Source organism: Armatimonadota bacterium (genome assembly GCA_022563855.1).
Taxonomy (GTDB): domain Bacteria; phylum Armatimonadota; class Fimbriimonadia; order Fimbriimonadales; family Fimbriimonadaceae; genus JADFMN01.
In genome coordinates, this window is sequence record JADFMN010000001.1 from 129,468 (window position 1) to 143,226 (window position 13,759).

Here is a 13,759-nt window from a genome sequence, read left to right on the forward strand (position 1 = left end):
CGTCGCGCGTGGACCTCTTGATGCAAGTTTCCGGAGAAAGTAATGAAAGTCTTTTTGACAATTCTGAAGAAGCAGGGCGTGGCCCTAGCGATCCTCGTCGGTTCATTCCTCGTCGTGCGATGGGTCGTCGCCGAGTTCCGTCCGCCTGGCGCGATGACCGTGATCGAAGCGCAGGCCATGGACATGAAGGCGATGAGGGCGCCGATCGGCGTTGTGCCAGTCGGCACAGACTATGCGTTGGAACGAACGGTTGGCGGAACCGAGACGTTTCCCGCTACGATCGTCGCGCTCAGCGATGAAGACGTCGTGGCGCGAGTGCCCGGTTTAGTCAGTGAAGTCTTGGTGTATCCAGGCGACCGTGTGCGAGCCGGAGAGCTAGTCGCAAGAATATCGGCAGATGAGTACGACGCGAAGGCGCAGGCGGGACTGCTCAGCGCCGCCAGCAAACAGAGCGAAGCAGAAGTAGCCGAACAGCGCTTGGCGCGTGATCGGGCAGCTCTGAAGACCGCTAATATCAAAATCGAAGTGTCGGATGCTGGCGTCGAGGCCGCAGAAGCAGAGCTTCGGGCGACCGAAAACCACGTGTCCCACCTACAGGGCGAGGTACAGGAAATCGTGGCAAGACGAGAGGCAGCGCAAGCGGAACTGGACTATGCGCGTCTTGACTACGACCGCGAGAAGCTGTTGTTCGAGGGCGGAGCGATATCGCGCGACGACCTGGACCAGGCTTACAAGCGGATCACGTTGGCGCAGGCAATGATCGGTCAGGTTGACGCCCAGCGCATGCAAAAGAACCACGAATTAGAGGCGCGTTACGCCAAGCGAGATGCCGCAGTCGGATTGCTTCGCCAAGCCAGAGCAGGTGTTAACGCCTCGCGAGCAATGGTGTTGCAGGCGGAAGCGACGGTCACGGCGGCTGAGGGCAGTTTGCGGGCAAAGGAGAGAGAAGTCCAGGCGTCGCGCGCGATGGCGATGGCATCCGGCGCACTGTCTTCCTACACTGAACTGCGAGCGTCGGACGACGGAGTAGTCACCGAGCGACTGGTCAGTCCAGGTACGCCGGTCATGCCCGGCCGGGCGATTCTGCGGATCAAAGTCGATCGCGTTGTGCGCGTGCAGGCGGACCTGCCGCAACGGTTGGCCAGTTCTGTCCTGGTTGGTTCAACAGTGCGTATCTCCTTCGAGGACAGATCTATCGACGCGCAGGTCACCAGCGTGTTTCCGTTCGTAGACGGCAGGACGCGCACCTTCCGCATCGAGGCTAAGATCTCGAATGAAGACGGCGCGTGGCAGGTCGGTTCGTACGCTAAAATAGAGGTGGCCACGTCGGTTGCAACAAGGGTCTTGAGCGTGCGCAACGAGGCGGTCAAGACAGGCACCGACGGCTCTCACTACGTCTGGCTCCTAGTCGGCGAGCAGACGCAGATCTCCGAGGACGCGATCTTCACGTGCACGATGCACCCAGAGGTTGAGCACGTCGGGCCAGGCGACTGCCCGATCTGCAGCATGCCGTTGGTGCCTGTCGATGCGACAGGCAACGTGCGCGCCGAGAAGCGGCCCGTGTCGATCGGTCCGTCCGACGCGCGATACACCGCGATCTTAGACGGCCTCGCGGAAGGCGACACCGTGACGTGGGCAGGCGACGAGGAGCTGTTCCCAAGTGCGGCCGTTCAGGCTGTCGAATGGGACGAGAACGGCCCAGTAGAACTTCCTAAAGGCGCCGGGATGGCAGGCATGGACATGGGAGCCGATGGTGGCATGAACATGGGCGACAGCGAAGCAGACGACAGTAACACGGGTGACAACCAGGCGACGTCCCTAAAGGGCCACGAAGGCCACGCCCACGGCCCGGACGACAGCTTCACGTGCGAGATGCACCCCGAAGTCCACAAATCAGAGGAAGGCACCTGCCCGATCTGCGAGATGGACCTCGTGCCGATAGAGGACGGAAACTAGACCGTGAGCAACGACGCGCAGACGTCAGCGAGTGGCGCAGGCAAGATCGTCCGCTGGTCGGTCGATCACCCGTATGCGGTGATCTCGTTCTTCCTGGCGACGATCCTGCTCGGGTACCTGGCGGTCACGACATGGATGCCCCGGCGCTTCATGCCGTACGTCGAGACCCCGATGATTGGGATCGTCACGCAGCAGCCGGGCCTCTCCGCCGAGGAGATGGAAACGTACTTCAGCTCGCCGATCGAGCAGAAGATGATCGTCATCCAGAACGTCCGGTTCATCCGGTCCGTCAGCCAGGACGGGTTCAGCATGGTCGTACTCGAGTTTGAGTACGGCTACGACATGCAAAAGGCCTACACGGAGGTGCAGGCGATAATGGACGTCGTTCAAGGGGAGCTGCCTAAGGGGGACGCCAACCAAGTGCCGAGCTTCATCGTGAAGGTCGATCCCATGAACCTGCCCATTCTGACCCTGAGTCTGAGCGGGGATCCAGACATGGGGTGGGACATGGCGAGCCTGCGCGACCTCGCCGACAACAAGCTCATCAACCGGTTCAAGACGGCGCACGGAAACGTGTACTCAGTCTCGACGTTCGGCGGCTACCGGCGCCAGTTGCAAATTCGCGTCGACCGGGAGAAGCTGAAGAGCTACGGAATCTCGATCCTCGACGTGCGCAACGCGATCGACAAGTACAACGTCGCGAGGTCGGCCGGACACATTACGGAGGACGACTTCGAACCGATCCTGCGGATCGATACGCTCGCCAAGAGCGCCGCAATGGTCAGCGAGTACCCGATCCGCGCGGACGGCGACCGTGTCGTCAGGGTCGGCGACGTCGCAGAAGTAGTGGACACCTACGTGGAGGAGAGGTCGGCGTACCGCCACATGTCCAACGTGGAAGTCGACGGGGAGATCAAGTCGGAAATCAGGGACGCGATAGCCGTCCACATCCTCCAGAACCCCGACGCCTCCTCGCCCGTCACGATCGAGGCCGTCAAGGAGATCGTGGCCGACCTCGAGGAGGAGTACCCCGGCATCCATTTCGAGATCGCCTACAACAACGCCAGCTTCGTCGAAATCCTGTTCGAGAACATGGTCCACGAACTGATTCTCGCGATCGTGCTGACCGGCCTGCTAGTACTCTTTTTCTTGGGCGACATTCGCGGCACCATGATCGCGCTGACCGCGATCCCAGTTTCAATGGCGATGACCCTGCTGGCGATGGCGCCGCTCGGCTTCAGCCTCAACTCCAGCACCCTGATCGGCCTGCTGATCGCCATCGGCCGCCTTGTGGACGACGCGATCATCGGCGTTCACGCTGTCGAGCGGCACATGCGGATGGGCAAGGACCGCAGGACCGCCACGATCGACGGGATTAGCGAGGTGCTGAGGTCCGTGCTTGCAGGGACCATCGTGCTGGTCATATTGCTGATCCCACTGCTCCTTTCAGGTGGGATCACGCAGCTGATGTTCGTCGGCCTGGCCTGGCCGATCATCCTCGGCATCAGCTTCAGCTACATCGTCTCGATGACGCTGACGCCCGTGCTCTGCTCGCGCTTCATGCGAGCGCCAGAGGAGCGCTCTCGCGCATGGTTCAGCAGGGTTGTGCTCGGACGCTGCGACAAATGGCTCGTGGGGCTGGAGTCGGGATACGGAAATCTGATCCGCTGGCTTCTCAAGCGCAGAGCTTCGAGCCTGATCGTGATCGGATCAACCGTAGTCGTCGGCTTCGGCTTCTACTTCTTCATCGGATCTGAGATGATGCCGCTTGCGGACATCGGCCAGGCGAGCATGCAGATGGAGATGAAGCCAGGCACCAGTTTCGAGGGCACGAAGAAAGCGGTGCGCCAACTCGAACAGATCATGTACGAGGAGGGCGGCAAGCAGGGCTGGATCGAGCACGCGAGCATAGAGATCGGCGAAGAAAAAGGCCCCGGTATGCCTCAAAGGGTCACCTACAGCGGCTACGGCATGCGATCGGTCAACGGCGCTTCGGCGATGATCACGCTCACCGACAAGGACACAGGGAGGGACTCCGTATTCGACATCATGGACCGCATCCAACGCCGCGCCCTGGCCGAGATAGACGGCATCCGCCGCATCCAGCTCAAGGAGATGGGCAGCGACGTGATGGCTACCGCCTTGGCACCGGTTGCCTTGGTGATCTACGGAGACGACCTCCAGATCCTCGACAAGCTCGGCAAGCAGGTCCTAGAGATCGCGGAGAACGACGTGCGGGATCCAAGAACGGGAGAGATCGACATCGCGCAGCCGTTCCTGAGCTGGGAGATGTCGAAGCCGACTTACACGCTCGTCGTCGACAAGGACAAGGCCGCGGCCCACGGGCTTTCGTCGGTGAGCATCGCCGAGCAGGCGTACTACGGCCTAAGAGGCGGGCTGACCAAGGAGTTTTACAGACTGCCGAACAAGAGGCCGATGTCCATGCTGGTGCGGTTCGACGAGGATTCGTACGACGACCTCAGCGACCTTGAAGGGATGTTCATCACAGGAGCCGGGGGAGAGCAGATCCCGCTCCTGGAGCTCGTCAGCCTCGAAGAGCGCATGGGGCCCAGCATGATCGAGCACGACCAGCTCCGCCGGGTCATCAGCTTCGGCGGCTACTACCGCAAGGACGGCCGCCCGAGCATGGACCTCACGATGGACCTTCAGATGAAGGCCTTTGAGCTCAACTGGCCGCAGGGCTACGGCATCGACGCGCGCGGCGACATGACGCAGATGATGGACTCGTTCCGAGCGATGCTGGTCGGCCTGGTGATCGCGCTGATCCTGATGTACTTCATCCTGGCGGCGCAGTTCAACGGGTTCCTGCAACCGCTACAGATGATGTTCTCCCTTCCGCTGGAGCTCTCGGGCGTGTTCTTCATGCTCTGGATCATGCACCAGGCGTTCAGCACCGTGTCGATCATGGGCATCATCGTCCTGAGCGGCATGGACATCGTCACGGCAATTTTGATGATCGACCTGATCATCGTGTACAGAAAGTCGGGCATGCCCCGCAACCAGGCCGTCATCAAGGCCAGCCCTCAACGGTTGAGGCCGATTCTCATGACGGCGATCATCACGATCTTCGTCATGTCGCTGGTCGGCTTCAATCCGAAGACCGGGCTCGACGCCTACCAACCGATGGGCACGGTCATCGTCGGCGGTCTGATCGCTGGCACTGTGCTGTCGCTGCTCATCATCCCAGTCATGCACACGGTTGTCGACGACTTCGTGCGCTGGATACAAGTTCGGATATTGAAGAGAGATCCCTCGACCCTAGACCCGATAGAGGCAGAAAATGAAAACGATTAGTGTATTCCTGTTCCTGGCCGTTACCGTGTCGAGCGCGCTCGCCCAAGGGGGCGAGTCGCTCAACGCCATCATCGAGCGCGCGCTGGTGATCCACCCGCGGGTGCTTGAAGCGAAGGCCGCCCTCGCTGGCGAACTGGCCAGGCGGGGCGAGACCTTGTCTCCTTACCGACCGATGCTCAGTCTGAACGGCTACTTCATCGGCGGCGACGGCTCGATGGTGTTCGCCTCTTCGGTGAAGCCGATCAACTGGGCGCACACGCAGCGCGACGGCGTCGCGATCGGCAACGTCATGCTGATGTGGCGCGTCTGGACGGGCGGGCGCGATGCCACGGCTCGCGACCTCAGCGCCGTGAGGATTGCGGCCGCGCGGCATATCCTGACGACCGTCGAGCAGGACGTCGCGCTCGGCGTGCGCCTGTCCTATAGCGAGTACGACTATCGCAAGGGCCTTCTCGAATCCGAGAAGGCGAACGCGAAAGCCGCGCAGGAGACCGAGCGGAACGCAGCGCAGCGCGAGGCGGCAGGGAAGGCGCCCAAGGCGTTCGTGCTACGGGCTGCTGCCGAAGCTCGCAAGGCGGAGCGGCAGGTCGCTGTGGCAGGAGCATCCGCAGAGACTGCCCTCGCAAAGCTGGTCGAGGCCGCTGGCGGGCACGCAGACGTCAAAGATACGTCTCTGCAGATGGACCTGGAAGGGCCCCAGAGCCTTGCCGACGCGCTCGTGAGGAGCGGGCAGAGGACGGAGCTGGCGTTCTTTGAAACGATGGCCAAGGCGCAGGGGCTGGAGGCCAAGATGGTCCGCCAGTCGTTGCGACCCGAGGTCTCGTTCATGGCGATGGGCAGCGTCCTAGGCTCCTCTTTCATGGATACGGGCAGCAAGGCAAAGTTCGGGCTCGTCGTGAGCTTTCCGCTTGCTGACGGCGGCTTGAGGAGGGCGAGGGCGAAGAAGTTCGACGCCAATGCCGAGCGATTCATGGCGCAGATGGAGCAGATGCGCCTGACTGTCCGCCGCGAGGTCGAGAGCGCGTGGGCCGAGTGGGAGAGCTCCGATGCGGTGTTGGAGAGTTCGCTGGCGGGCCTTGAGTCTGCGGTGGAGTCGTACGACGTCGAGAAGCTTCGCTTCGACAACGGAAAGTCGATCCTCGCCGAACTGCTCGACGCCCAGTCGATGCTGTCGGAGGCGCGGGCGGAAGTTCTGTCAGCCATGCGGTACCGAGACGCGGCATGGTCGAAGCTCATGCGTGCCATGGGCGAGCCACCAGAGGTCTTGATGAGTTTGCAGTTGGCAGAGGGCAGTTGGCAGAGGGGGGGTCTAGGGTCGGACAAACCGGAACCCCCGAACTCATGGCTCAAAAGCTCGCCCCATTAGCTATGGACCATGTCCGGTTTACACAACCCCTATGAGGACTGGACGTGTCCGGAAGCCTCTGGGATTCAACACCTTTTTCGGCACCCGGAAAGTTGGCAAAAGATCGCTGACGAATAGTCCCGAAATAGTCCCGAAATGGTCGATCTTCCCGCAGGTCATAATGCGAGTGGCGCACGCGAGAGTCGTCGCCGAACAGGGTGTCCATGTTACTGAAGAGCAAGAAAGACCTGGCGCTATACGAGCTCTTAGAGCGGCAGGCAAACGTCGCCACGCGCTCGGCCGAAGCGTTTTTGGAACTAGTCCGAGACTTCGACAACCTACCGAAGCACACGAAGATCCTCGACGACCTGGAGGACGAAGGGGACACCGCTACCCACGAGCTGCAGAACAGGATTGCGACCACCTTCATCACGCCGCTCGACAAGGACGACCTTCGAGAGCTCAGCTCCGCGCTTGATGACGTCACCGACCTGATCGAGGCCGCTGGCGCCCGAACAGAGATATACGGGCTGAAAAAGGCGAGGCCCGACCTCGAAGGACTCGCCGTCCTCCTCGTGACGATCACGAAGCTGACCGAGGAAGCGATCAACGGCATCCGCCATGGTTTCCGGAAGAACCATCCGCTCAGGGAGATTCTCAAGGAGATCCACACTGCGGAGAACACGAGCGACAAGGCGTTCCGAGCGGCGCTCAAGCTGCTCTTCGAGGAAGAGGCGGACAACCCGCTGATGGTCATCAAGTGGAAAGAGATGTATGACCGGATAGAAAGGGCTACGGACAAGTGCGAGCACATCGCGGCGATCGTCGGGATGATCATCGACAAATATGCCTGACATCACGCTCCTGTTGATCGTCGTCATCGCAGCTGCGTTGGCGTTCGACTACATCAACGGGTTCCACGACACGGCCAACGCTATCGCGACAGTCGTTTCGACTCGTGTGCTCTCCCCGACGGCGGCGATCATCATGGCGGCGTCGCTCAACTTTATGGGAGCGCTCGTCGCGACCCACGTCGCCAAGACGATTGCAAAGGGCATCGTCGTTTTGGATGCGGCCACGGAGACGCTGGTGCTCGCCGCGATCATCGGCGCGATCGTCTGGAACCTGGTGACTTGGGTTTACGGGATTCCGTCTAGCTCATCGCACGCTCTGGTCGGCGGTCTGATAGGGGCAGCGCTCGCCAAAGGCGGCACGGCGATCGTCCAGTGGGGCAGCCTGATGGAGAAGGTCGTCTACCCGCTCGTCGGTTCGCCGGTCGCCGGGTTCGTCATCGCTTTCTTCCTGATGAAAGCGATCGCAAGGTTCTTCAGGCATAGCAACCCGGGCAGGATCGGCAACGTTTTTAGGCGCCTACAGCTCCTGTCGGCGGCTTCTATGGCGTTCTCGCACGGCATGAACGACGCCCAGAAGGCGATGGGCATTATCACGTTGGCGCTCATTGCGCACAACGTGCTTCCTGCGGATGCTGACGTGCCGGTCTGGGTCATCTTCGCCGCCGCTTCTGCGATGGCTGCGGGCACGGCTGCCGGAGGATGGAGGATCATGCGGACCATGGGCCAGAAGATCATCCGGCTCGAGCCGGTTCACGGTTTCGTGGCGGAAACGGCGGGAGCGGCGGTCATCACGACAGCCAGCGTTTTCGGGATGCCGATCTCGACGACTCACGCGATCACATCGTCGATTTTCGGCGTGGGCACGTCGAAGAGGCTTTCGGCAGTTCGCTGGGGCGTGGCGAAGAAGGTGGTCGCCGCCTGGGTCATCACGATCCCGGCCGCCGCCGCTGTCAGCGCAGTTAGTTATTGGTTGCTCAGCTTCGTCTGGCCGGATGTTTAGGGGCGAGTTGGCAGTTCGCACGGCCTGCCTTGTCGGGCCAGACCGTGACACCCGGTTGGGCATTACGAGAAGGGTGATGCGTCACCCTCGATCCGCTGAACCCCCGAACCCCCGAACTCATGACTCGGTACTCGGGACTCATGACTCGGGACTACAACGGTGGTGGGCAAGGGGGGACTCGAACCCCCACGTCGTGAGACACTGGAACCTAAATCCAGCGCGTCTACCAATTCCGCCACTCGCCCACGGTTCGGTGTCAAAGGATACCTACCGGATTATGTGCTGATAGGACACAACCAGGAGACGACTTGGCGACTACCAGGCGACCACTAGGCGACGCCGCCAAAAAGGTATACACACGATCATGGTCCTGGTCACGGGCGGCGCTGGCTATATCGGTTCGCACGTTTGCAAAGTTCTGCGCCAGAGCAGAATCGATCACGTCATATTTGACAACGTAGAGCGGGGACACCAGAGGGCGGCGGGGAAGAGTCCGATCTTCTACGGAGACCTTCGGGATCGAGTGTCGATCGACCGGCTGTTCACTGAGTTCGACATCGACGTCGTGATGCATTTTGCCGGGTACATCGAGGTCGGAGAGAGCGTTGAGAAACCGAGTCAGTTCTATCGGAACAACGTAGGCGGCTCGCTGAACCTTCTTGAGGCGATGATGCGAGCAAGCGTCTCTAAAATCGTCTTCAGCTCTACGGCCGCGGTCTACGGCGATCCGAAGAGCGTGCCTATCGAAGAAGATCACGCGAAGTCGCCAACAAACCCTTACGGCCACTCAAAGCTGATGGTCGAGCAGATGCTCCAAGACTTCTCTCAGTCATACGATTTGAGGTTTATAGCACTGCGGTACTTCAACGCAGCCGGCTCTGATCCGGATTGCGTCCTCGGTGAGGATCACCGCCCGGAGACGCACCTAATCCCCCGCATTTTGATGGCGGCAGCGGGGAAGACGTCCGGCTTCAAGGTGTTCGGCACAGACTACGACACGCCGGACGGCACGTGCGTCCGCGACTTCGTGCACGTCATAGACCTGGCACAGGCGCACGTGCTGGCGATGGAGTCGCTGCTCGGCGGGTGCGGGTCTACTCAGTACAACCTCGGCAACGGGTCGGGCTTCAGCGTCCGCGACGTGCTGACCGAGGCAGAGCGCGTCGTCGGCTCGCCGATCCCGTGTACCGATGAGGCGCGCCGCGCCGGAGATCCGGCGCAGCTGGTCGCCAGCAGCGATCGCATCGCGAAACAGCTTGGCTGGAAGCCTGAGTATCCGCAGGTCGGCACGATGATCGAGCACGCGTGGAAATGGATGCAGGAGTTTCCAGACGGCTATGACAAGTGATCTGGAGGCCGCAAGTCTCCGGCCAAAAAGATGGTGCCGTTCTCGGCTTTTACTTCGGTCAAAGTGACGGCGATCGGCAACTGAGATACGTCGAAAAGCGGGTTGATGTTCGCGAGTTGCGCCTCAAGTATCTGTCGCCCAGCGGCAGGAGAGACGTCTAGCAGCTCTAATACCAGTTGAATCTCGTCCGTTATCGAGAGCGAGCAAGTAGCTGCGACCGGAATAGAGATGATCATTTGCATGACCGCTTGGATATGCACGATGCCGTCCTCGATCCTGACGGAGAATCCGGAAAGACCTCCGGGTTTGAGGTGCTCTAAGAACGAAGCGATGGATGACTCGGAAACCGAGATTTCTGCCGTGCCGGCCTCCTCGAGTTGGATTTGTAGGGGATCGGACGTGATGTTTGTCTCTTGAACGTTTATCTCGACGGTATCCAGAACCAGCCCGATCGGAAGGCGCAGGTTCTTGGCGGTCAATGCTAAATCGTTGGCGGCCCACTGTTGCGACATGATATTGATCGAGCGCCCTTCAGGCGTCTACCTCTGAGGTACGGTTGCGCCATGCTTTGCGCTGTGATGCAAGTTCTTTTTACCCAGAGTGGGGGCATCGAGAGCCCTGCCAGTAGGGAGTTTAGAGGCGTTTGGATCGCGACTGTGGCAAACATCGACTGGCCGAGCAGGCCGGGACTGACCAACGCAGAGCTTCGATCAGAGATGATTACGATCTTGGATCGGTGCGAGAGCAACAACTTCAACGCGATCGTGTTTCAGATTCGCGCGTCCGGCGACGCGTTTTATAAGTCCACATATGAGCCTTGGTCGTGGTACTTGACGGGCGAGCAGGGAAGGGCGCCCGAAGGCAACTGGGACCCGCTGACTTTCGTGATCGAGGAGGCGCACGACCGGGGACTGGAGGTTCACTGCTGGTTCAATCCGTACCGAGCGAACCACCCGGCGCAGGACGGCGCGCTGTCTCGTCGGCATCTCGCCATGATCAATCCATCCGTCGTGAAGACCGTCGGCGACTACTTGTGGATGGACCCTGGCGAGAAGGAGGTGCAGGACCACTCGTTCAACGTTTTCATGGACGTGGTCGAGAGGTACGACGTCGACGGAATCCACATCGACGACTACTTTTATCCGTATCCGTCCTATGGCGGCGGAGCTGACTTTCCTGATGATCCGAGTTGGAACCGGTACGTCGAATCGGGAGGGAAGTTAAGCCGAGCAGACTGGCGAAGGAAGAACGTCAACACTTTCGTCGAGAGGGTCTACAAGGGGATCAAAGAGCGGAAGCCGTGGGTCAAGTTTGGGATCAGCCCGTTCGGCATCGCTCGGGCAAACACGCCGGACGGTGTCCAGGCTACGTTCGACCAGTACGAGGTGCTCTACGCCGACGCCGTGAAGTGGATCGAGAACGGGTGGTGCGACTACTTCACGCCCCAGCTCTACTGGCCGATCGAGGGCGACCAGAGCTACCGTCTTCTGCTCGAGTACTGGCAGCGGCACAACCCGAAGAACATCCACCTTTGGCCCGGGAACATACCGAGCAACCTCAACCGCAGCAGAAACCCGTGGCAAACCAAGGAGGTCACAGACCAGATCCAGATGACCCGCGATATGGGCGCTGGCGGCAACGTCCACTTCAGCATGAAGGCTTTCACGCTCGACTACAAGGGGGTGAACGACGCGCTGACGACAGGGGTGTACAAAGAGAAGGCTCTCGTACCTGCGACGACCTGGCTCGACGACGTTCCGCCGTCTGCCCCCGACTGTTCGCTGAACAGTAATAATGGTCGTCTGACGCTATCCGGCGCGACCGAGGACGCCCGTTTCTATGCGATCTACGCAGACTTCGGCGACGGCGCAACCCTGATCAAAGTGACGAGCTCAGCCAGGAAATCGATCTCAGGTCTCCGCCTGAGCAAGGCAGTCGCCGTCTGGGTCTCCCTGCTGGACCTGGTCGGCAACGAAAGCCCGCTGCAGCGAGTGTCCTGAAAGTCGGACTCGCCAATCCTTGGCAGGATGTAAACTGCAAGCCATGTTTCGTTCGACCACAGTGATCGGCGTCACGAGAGACGGTCAGACTGCAATCGCCGCCGATGGCCAGGTGACGATGAGTGAGGCGACGATCGTCAAGAGCACTGCGAGGAAGGTGCATCGCCTGGCGGACGGCAAAGTCGTCTGCGGTTTCGCGGGCTCCGTTGCAGACGCGCAGGCGTTGCTCGATCGCTTCGAGGCGAAGCTAGAGGCGTACAGCGGCGCCCTGCGCAGGTCGGCGGTTGAATTCGCGAAGGATTGGCGCACGGACAAGGTTCTTCGGCACTTGAACGCGGTGATCATTGCGGCTGACAAAGACGGCATGTTGCTGATCAGCGGTGACGGCAACGTGATCGAGCCGGATGACGGTGTTGCTGGAATCGGCTCAGGCGGGCCGCTAGCTCTCGCCTCAGCACGATCGCTCTTGAAGCATACGAGCATGACCGCCGAGGAGGTCGCCCGCGAGGCGCTGCTGATCGCATCTCAAATCTGTGTATACACCAACGACATCATTCAGGTGGAGCTTGTTGTTTGACCCCGTCCTAGGTAAATTGATTTTCGATGAAGCGAATTGAGGCATACATACGCGTAAACCGGCTGGAGGAAGTCAAGATGAGCTTGGAGGAGATCGGTGTGCGCGGCATGAGCGTTGAGCAGGTTCGCGGATACGGCCGCCAGCAGGGGCAGACGGAGCAGTTTCGCGGCAGTACGTACGCCTTGAACCTCGTGCCAAAGATGAAGCTGGAAATCGTTGTGTGCGACGAGCAGCTTGAAGAGAGCTTGAGCGCGATCATCTCTGCGGCGCAGACTGGAGAGCTTGGAGACGGCAAGATCTTCGTGACGAACGTGCTGGAAGCGGTGCGGATTAGAACAGGGGAGCGCGGCGACGCGGCTCTGAGTTGACTTCACGCGATGGCAGCTTGGAAGAACTTCTCGATTTGGCGGGGCCGGCTTCCGCACTGGCGGGCGGAGAACGTCACTTACTACGTGACCTTCCGGCACAAGCGGTCGCTGGAGGATTCAGAGCGAACAGCGCTCGTCTCAAGACTGCTGAAGTGCGACGGGCGGAAGCTCGACTACGCGATCCTGTGCGTTCTTCCAGAAAAGACTGAGATGGTCTTCACCGTTATGGACGCGGCGTCAGGCGGCAAGTACGAGCTGAGCGATGCCGTCGAAAAGGCGAAAGCGAAGGCGGGCAAAGACATCATCAAGAAGTCGAAGGAGCGATGGCCTCCGTTCTATTTCGAAAGTTACGACAGAATAATCCGCGATGATGAAGAGTACGAACAGACCTGGACTTTGATTCTGGACGGCGCGGCGGAAGCAGGTATGTGCGACGATCCTAGCGAGTACGAGCATCTGCACGTTAAGGGCGCTCCGTAGCCGTCTCCCCGCTGGCCGCAGAGCGAGAAGTCGCTATACTTAGTGTATGAAGTGGTTCGTCTTAACGGTACTGATTCTGCTGATACCGGTCTTGATGATCACTTGCAAGAAGCCGGACATTACCGGTACCTGGATTGATTACGTTGGAGTCGAGCAGAGGGTGCTCAGAGCGGGCTCAGGAATTACGCTCCGCAAGGACGGCGCGATCCTGCACTCCTATCACCGCACGAGCGGCCAAAGATCCGAAATGAAGGGGCGTTATAGGTTTGAGGACGGTCGGCTCAAGGTGATTGAAGAGGAGAAGTACACGATCGACGCCGACGGCAACCGGACTGACCATCTTCTTGAAAACTGGGTGGCAGAAATCGAGTTTGTAACGCCAAACGAAATTGTGATGAAGCACCCCACGCAGGGGAATGTCCTGTTTCGCCGCGAAGCCCGCTGAACCGGGCAAACGGTCCCGATTTTGGCTCAAGAGCATAACGTGAGGGGTATTATCTCCGTATACATGAGTGT

Annotated in this window: 12 protein-coding genes and 1 tRNA gene; 11 read left to right on the plus strand and 2 right to left on the minus strand. The window is 60.1% G+C overall.

What is annotated here, in order from left to right; genetic code table 11:
* The first annotated feature begins 42 nt into the window (after positions 1–42).
* The 5 genes from IH944_00565 (at position 43) to IH944_00585 (ending at position 8,470) form a co-directional block, all read left to right on the plus strand.
* Positions 43–1,956 carry an efflux RND transporter periplasmic adaptor subunit gene (locus IH944_00565; GenBank protein MCH7903039.1) on the plus strand — a complete coding sequence of 638 codons (1,914 nt, stop codon included), beginning with the start codon at positions 43–45 and terminating at the stop codon, positions 1,954–1,956.
* A gap of 3 nt (positions 1,957–1,959) precedes the next feature.
* Complete coding sequence (locus IH944_00570) at positions 1,960–5,271, plus strand: efflux RND transporter permease subunit (GenBank protein ID MCH7903040.1); 3,312 nt, start codon at positions 1,960–1,962, stop codon at positions 5,269–5,271.
* Entirely contained in the window at positions 5,258–6,637 is a 1,380-nt protein-coding gene (locus tag IH944_00575; GenBank protein MCH7903041.1) for a TolC family protein, read from the plus strand. Before IH944_00570 ends, IH944_00575 begins: the two co-directional genes overlap by 14 nt.
* 203 nt (positions 6,638–6,840) lie before the next feature.
* The gene (locus IH944_00580; GenBank protein MCH7903042.1) at positions 6,841–7,470 is read left to right on the plus strand and encodes a DUF47 family protein; all 630 of its coding nucleotides are present in this window, start codon (positions 6,841–6,843) and stop codon (positions 7,468–7,470) included.
* Positions 7,463–8,470: an inorganic phosphate transporter gene (locus tag IH944_00585; GenBank protein MCH7903043.1), complete on the plus strand. Its 1,008-nt coding sequence runs from the start codon at positions 7,463–7,465 to the stop codon at positions 8,468–8,470. Before IH944_00580 ends, IH944_00585 begins: the two co-directional genes overlap by 8 nt.
* 160 nt (positions 8,471–8,630) lie before the next feature.
* Here the strand turns inward: IH944_00585 and IH944_00590 are convergent.
* A tRNA-Leu gene (locus IH944_00590) sits at positions 8,631–8,715 on the minus strand.
* 119 nt (positions 8,716–8,834) lie between these two features.
* Here IH944_00590 and galE point away from each other — a divergent pair.
* On the plus strand, positions 8,835–9,818 hold the full coding sequence (gene galE, locus IH944_00595; GenBank protein MCH7903044.1) for a UDP-glucose 4-epimerase GalE: 984 nt from the start codon (positions 8,835–8,837) through the stop codon (positions 9,816–9,818).
* Here the strand turns inward: galE and IH944_00600 are convergent.
* Positions 9,806–10,330: an LmeA family phospholipid-binding protein gene (locus IH944_00600; GenBank protein ID MCH7903045.1), complete on the minus strand. Its 525-nt coding sequence runs from the start codon at positions 10,328–10,330 to the stop codon at positions 9,806–9,808. The genes galE and IH944_00600 overlap by 13 nt on opposite strands.
* 66 nt (positions 10,331–10,396) lie before the next feature.
* On the opposite strand from IH944_00600, the gene IH944_00605 reads away from it, so the two are divergent.
* Genes IH944_00605 through IH944_00625 form a run of 5 tightly spaced genes read left to right on the plus strand, consistent with a single transcriptional unit; the run spans position 10,397 to position 13,688 of the window.
* Positions 10,397–11,818: a family 10 glycosylhydrolase gene (locus tag IH944_00605; GenBank protein ID MCH7903046.1), complete on the plus strand. Its 1,422-nt coding sequence runs from the start codon at positions 10,397–10,399 to the stop codon at positions 11,816–11,818.
* Between the two features lie 43 nt (positions 11,819–11,861).
* Complete coding sequence (gene hslV / locus IH944_00610) at positions 11,862–12,395, plus strand: ATP-dependent protease subunit HslV (GenBank protein ID MCH7903047.1); 534 nt, start codon at positions 11,862–11,864, stop codon at positions 12,393–12,395.
* A 26-nt stretch (positions 12,396–12,421) separates the two neighbouring features.
* Positions 12,422–12,763, plus strand: a complete 342-nt coding sequence (locus tag IH944_00615) for a P-II family nitrogen regulator (protein ID MCH7903048.1) — start codon at positions 12,422–12,424, stop codon at positions 12,761–12,763.
* 9 nt (positions 12,764–12,772) lie between these two features.
* Positions 12,773–13,243: a hypothetical protein gene (locus tag IH944_00620; GenBank protein ID MCH7903049.1), complete on the plus strand. Its 471-nt coding sequence runs from the start codon at positions 12,773–12,775 to the stop codon at positions 13,241–13,243.
* A 46-nt stretch (positions 13,244–13,289) separates the two neighbouring features.
* Positions 13,290–13,688, plus strand: coding sequence for a hypothetical protein (locus IH944_00625; protein MCH7903050.1), 399 nt, complete (start codon positions 13,290–13,292; stop codon positions 13,686–13,688).
* Positions 13,689–13,759: the final 71 nt, after the last annotated feature.

Coding starts and splice junctions, on each gene's coding strand:
- IH944_00565 (MCH7903039.1), top strand. CDS start 43: ATGAAAGTCTTTTTGACAATTCTGAAGAAGCAGGGCGTGGCCCTAGCG.
- IH944_00575 (MCH7903041.1), top strand. CDS start 5,258: ATGAAAACGATTAGTGTATTCCTGTTCCTGGCCGTTACCGTGTCGAGC.
- IH944_00580 (MCH7903042.1), top strand. CDS start 6,841: ATGTTACTGAAGAGCAAGAAAGACCTGGCGCTATACGAGCTCTTAGAG.
- IH944_00585 (MCH7903043.1), top strand. CDS start 7,463: ATGCCTGACATCACGCTCCTGTTGATCGTCGTCATCGCAGCTGCGTTG.
- galE (MCH7903044.1), top strand. CDS start 8,835: ATGGTCCTGGTCACGGGCGGCGCTGGCTATATCGGTTCGCACGTTTGC.
- IH944_00600 (MCH7903045.1), bottom strand. CDS start 10,330: ATGTCGCAACAGTGGGCCGCCAACGATTTAGCATTGACCGCCAAGAAC.
- IH944_00605 (MCH7903046.1), top strand. CDS start 10,397: ATGCAAGTTCTTTTTACCCAGAGTGGGGGCATCGAGAGCCCTGCCAGT.
- hslV (MCH7903047.1), top strand. CDS start 11,862: ATGTTTCGTTCGACCACAGTGATCGGCGTCACGAGAGACGGTCAGACT.
- IH944_00615 (MCH7903048.1), top strand. CDS start 12,422: ATGAAGCGAATTGAGGCATACATACGCGTAAACCGGCTGGAGGAAGTC.
- IH944_00620 (MCH7903049.1), top strand. CDS start 12,773: ATGGCAGCTTGGAAGAACTTCTCGATTTGGCGGGGCCGGCTTCCGCAC.
- IH944_00625 (MCH7903050.1), top strand. CDS start 13,290: ATGAAGTGGTTCGTCTTAACGGTACTGATTCTGCTGATACCGGTCTTG.